Annotated in this window: 5 protein-coding genes; 2 read left to right on the top strand and 3 right to left on the bottom strand. The window is 43.9% G+C overall.

Annotation, left to right across the window (positions count from 1 at the left end):
- The coding region (locus WBA89_RS26315) for a sensor histidine kinase (protein ID WP_424410595.1) at positions 1–1,135 on the bottom strand (1,135 nt) is incomplete at its 3' end.
- Positions 1,136–1,340: 205 nt separating this feature from the next.
- Here WBA89_RS26315 and WBA89_RS26320 point away from each other — a divergent pair.
- Together WBA89_RS26320 and WBA89_RS26325 are read left to right on the top strand one after the other, a co-directional pair.
- Positions 1,341–2,678 (top strand): ArsB/NhaD family transporter, encoded by a 1,338-nt coding sequence (locus WBA89_RS26320; protein ID WP_424410597.1) that lies wholly within the window; start codon positions 1,341–1,343, stop codon positions 2,676–2,678.
- Between the two features lie 93 nt (positions 2,679–2,771).
- Complete coding sequence (locus WBA89_RS26325; protein ID WP_424410598.1) at positions 2,772–2,918, top strand: hypothetical protein; 147 nt, start codon at positions 2,772–2,774, stop codon at positions 2,916–2,918.
- A gap of 330 nt (positions 2,919–3,248) precedes the next feature.
- Here WBA89_RS26325 and WBA89_RS26330 read toward each other — a convergent pair whose 3' ends face one another.
- Together WBA89_RS26330 and WBA89_RS26335 are read right to left on the bottom strand one after the other, a co-directional pair.
- Entirely contained in the window at positions 3,249–3,467 is a 219-nt protein-coding gene (locus tag WBA89_RS26330; protein WP_194065145.1) for a hypothetical protein, read from the bottom strand.
- Positions 3,468–3,704: 237 nt separating this feature from the next.
- A partial coding sequence (locus tag WBA89_RS26335; protein WP_424410600.1) for an alpha/beta hydrolase family protein occupies positions 3,705–4,443 on the bottom strand: 739 nt, incomplete at its 5' end.

Raw genomic sequence — 4,443 nt, forward strand, 5'->3', positions numbered from 1 at the left:
GGGGATACTGCTGTTTGCGGGCTTCTCCTGCTTGAAAAAAGGGGTCAAAAATGCGGTGGGTATCTTCGGGGGCGATGCCGATGCCTGTATCTGTAATGGCGATCGTCCAATTTGCTTCTCCAGCGCGGCTGCAACTTAATTCAATGCTACCAGATTCTGTATAGCGAATGGCATTACTCAGAAGGTTGGTGACAATTTGTTGCAGCCGCTGTCCGTCGGCGACTACTTGTTTGGGGGCGCAGTCGCTGGTAACAGCAAGTTTTAGTCCTTTAGCATCAGCAATTGGCTGCATCATTTCTACTACGGTGTTAATTAGAGATTGTACATTAGTTTGCCGCAGGTTAAGTTTAATTTTGCCGGCATCGGCGCGAGCAAGTTCTAGGGCGTCGTTAATCAGGCGCAACAACTGTCTGCCGTTACGCAATACTCGCTCGATGTGTTCGATGCCGGGGAGGGTATCTTTGATTTCTGTTTGCGCCCTTCCTTTTCGCAAAAATAGCTCTGAATAACCGATGATTGAGTTGAGAGGTGTTTTGAGTTCGTGAGCTAAATACGAGAGGTTTTCTTGGTTGACGCTGACGAGGCGATTGAGCTCTTGATTTGTGAGTTGTAACTGACTTTGGATTTGTTGGAGTTCCCGAAGCTTCTGAGCGACGTAGCTATTGAAACACTGGGCAATTGCTTCGTCTATTACGGCATCGATGAGGCGAAAAGCTTTGAATACTTCGGCAGTGGTTCCTGCTAGCAATTCTGTTTCTAATTCTGAGAATATTACTTGACGCAATAAATGGTATTCCCTGGCTACTTCTGCGGAGTCGTAGCCTTGTTCGGCTCTAAGAAGTCCGTGATCTAAACTGGCTTCAATTATTAATTTTATGTCGCTGTTGCTATATTGGGAAAGCAATGCGGCCATCGCCCCCAACAAATGGGGTATGTGATTTTCGATCGCTGAGTGCGGTAAGGTGTCAGCACTTTCAATGTTCCGATCCTGACGTACTGCTTCAATCCAGCTTTTGAGGATAGTATCGGTTTTGTCGGCGAGCATTTGGCTGTAGTCCATGATGTCTCCGTGGGGGTTGAGTTTGGCAGATGTTGCCCATGCTTCATTGTAGTTGAGCGATCGCCCGATCGCCATATCAAATTTCGGGCGATCGCAACCCTGCCAAAAGAATTAGTTTTGAGGTGATTTTTTCGCCCCTGCTGCTCTCTCCATGACTAGATTCCAGCTTGTTTCTGCCAAAAGTAACACTTAAACCTCTTGACAGAACAGCTTAAAAGTAGTATGTTCGCTGACAACCAGAGATTTTAATTTTTAAGCTTTAGTTTTGTCAGGGGACTAAATGGAAAACGTACAAGCTGCGATCGCTGCGGCAACTTTTATCGGTGTAGTTTTCTTAATAATTACAGAATGGATACACCTGACAGTTGCAGCTTTTTTGGGAGCGCTGATTCTGGTTTTTACCCACGTTATGACGTTAAATAATGCGATCGAATATATCGGTCGCAGTCACGGAACCCTGGGTTTATTTTTCGGAGTCATGGTCATGGTGAGAGCCTTTGAGCCGACCAAATTATTCGATTATTTGGCAACTAAAATGGTGTTATTGGCTAAAGGAAAAGGCAAAAATTTGTTGCTGGGTATTGTGGCGATTACTACCCCGATTTGTGCAGTTTTGCCCAATGCCACAACAGTCATGCTGCTAGCACCGTTAATTCCGCCAATAGCTCAAGAAATCGGGGTAGATTTTGTACCGTTACTAATTTTAATGGTATTTGTAGCTAACAGTTCGGGATTGCTGACAATCGTGGGAGACCCGGCGACATTCATTGTCGGCGATGCTATCAACATGAGCTTTGCAGATTACCTAACTAAATTAAGTTTGGGCGGGGCGATATCAGTAGCAGCTTTAGTAGCTATATTACCTTGGCTGTTTCCCGAAATCTGGCGAAAAGAATTAGACAATTGGGATAATTTGCCAGCGCCAAAAATCAATCACCCGCGAATTTTAGCAGTGGGCGGCTTAATCACAGCTTTCGTGCTGGTATTTTTTGTAGTAGGAGAGTCTCTACCCATACCAATTTCACCGGCGGCGGTTGCTTTGTTGGGGGCTGGTTTGGCAATGCTTTTAGCGCACCACTCCAAGATAGATACTGTTAACAATATTTTGCGGGATTTAGATTGGAGCACGCTGTTATTTTTTATGTCATTTTTTGTGCTGATTGGCGGTTTAGAAAAAACCGGGATTATCGGCAATCTGTCAGGATTTTTAGCAGTTGTTTTAGGTAAAAATATTTTTCTGGGTTCTTTAGCTTTGTTATTTTTTGTGGGTTTGATGTCGAGCGTGGTGCCAAACATTCCGCTAGTGGTGGCGATGGTGCCGCTGTTAAAACAGTATGTTGTGAATGTCGGCCTCGCACCGACAGAAGTGCTGAATCCAGATTTTGCGGGGCAGTTTCCAGTCGAAGTGCTGCCGCTGTTTTATGCGATGATGTACGGGGCGAATTTAGGCGGAAACGGCACTTTGATAGGAGCTTCTTCTAATGTAGTGGCTGCGGGAATTTCGGAGCAGTACGGACAGCGGATTTCTTTTCAAACTTTTCTGCGTTACGGGCTTCCGGTGATGGCGGTGCAATTGGTGGTGGCTGCTATTTATGTAACTATTCGGTTTTTGATTTGAAGAAGTTATTTGTTATTTGTTATTTGTTATTTGTTATTGGTTATTGGTTATTGGTTATTGGTTATTGGTTATTGGTGATTGGTTATTTGTTATTTGTTATTTGTTATTGGTTGTTCGTTATTTGTTATTAGTTATTGGTTGTTAGTCAACAGTCAACAGTCAACAGTCAACAATCAACATTCAACATTCAACAGTCAACAGTCAACAGTCAACATTCATGAGGAGTCCAACCACAATTGATATCAGGTATCTTGCGTGCCCAATACTGGTTTTGGGAGTTGCTATTAATTAATGTTCGCACGCTCAAATGCTGAAAATAATACCAATTTTAAAAAAGAATGCAACAGTGTTCTTGTCCCCCCCCTTTACAAGGTGGGGCTAGGGGGGGTCGAAGAGTGTTGCACGATTTTAGAAAAATGGTATAATAAGCTGAGATGCTCCTGCGGGTAAGGCGCACCCTAGATAATAGCAGTAATACTCAATCAGGTTTCAATACTTCCTTTATTTCTTAACTCCTTAGTCTCTTAAAGAGGGACGAGAGGCTGAGTTTTGTGAAGGTGTTGTCAGTGCTTATCCGATCGCAGACAGTTCGTTAACTAATTTTATCCTACCCCGGCACACAGAACGCAAAAGGCGATCGATCGAGCGTCTCTCTTCCTCAGTCAAAGTCTCGTCAAAAATAGCGGCCATCAAACCGTAGCGATCGGCTAAAGTAATGTAGCCATTATCATTCACTTCGGCGAACAACTCGCCCAAAGCAGATGGAATCAGGTTGACAGGAGTTTGCATGGCGATTGACTCTCAACTTGACGCTAGGGCGATCGATCTTTTGAGCCGTAACTAAAGAGCGATCGCACTTTCATAGTTTCTATGTAAATCTCCTTAAAATCAGTGACACCAAACAGAAATAAATGTGACAGCAAACAACATAATTTGTGAACTAAATCACATTCAATAATTGCGAATTATGATAATCCTTGCATTTGCGTTCGATCGCCAATAGAGCAACTGCAAACTTAACTTGTTTTAAAGATTGTAAATCGGCACTTCCTCCACAGGTTCAGCCAACTCAAACTTAAACACGCGAGAATAAAAATAGAACTCACCATCAAGAGTTCTCTTAATATTTTCAGCGCGGCGAAAACCGTGCTGTTCCCCCTCATAAGCAACGTAAGCAACCGGCAAACCTTTAGCTTTCAAAATCTCTACCATCATTTCCGCTTGATTCGGCGGAACAACCTTATCTTCCAATCCTTGAAAAAAGATTACCGGACAAGATAAACGTTCAGCAGAATGAATCGGAGAACGTTCTACATACAAATCTTTACGTTCTGGATAAGGCCCAATTAATCCATCGAGATAGCGCGCCTCAAACTTGTGAGTATCCGTTGCCAAAGCCTCCAAATCGCTAACCCCATAATAGCTAGCACCGGCCTGAAATACATCCCGGAAAGTCAGAGCGCACAGAGTCGTGTAGCCCCCTGCACTCCCTCCGGCGATCGCCATTCTCTCGCCATCAACCAAATTTTTTTCAGCTAAATATTTAGCACCGTTAGCACAATCATCAACATCAACAATTCCCCAACTATCTTGCAATCTTCTTCTGTATTCTCTACCGTAACCAGTGCTACCGCCGTAATTAACATCAAGCACAGCAAAACCGCGACTCGTCCAATATTGAATTTTCAAATTCATGCTGCTAGAAGTAGCAGCAGTCGGGCCGCCGTGACTTTTGACAACCAGCGGCGGTTTTTCACCCGCAGGT

It is taken from the genome of Microcoleus sp. (assembly GCF_049646505.1).
In the GTDB taxonomy this organism is placed as follows: Bacteria; Cyanobacteriota; Cyanobacteriia; order Cyanobacteriales; family Microcoleaceae; genus Microcoleus.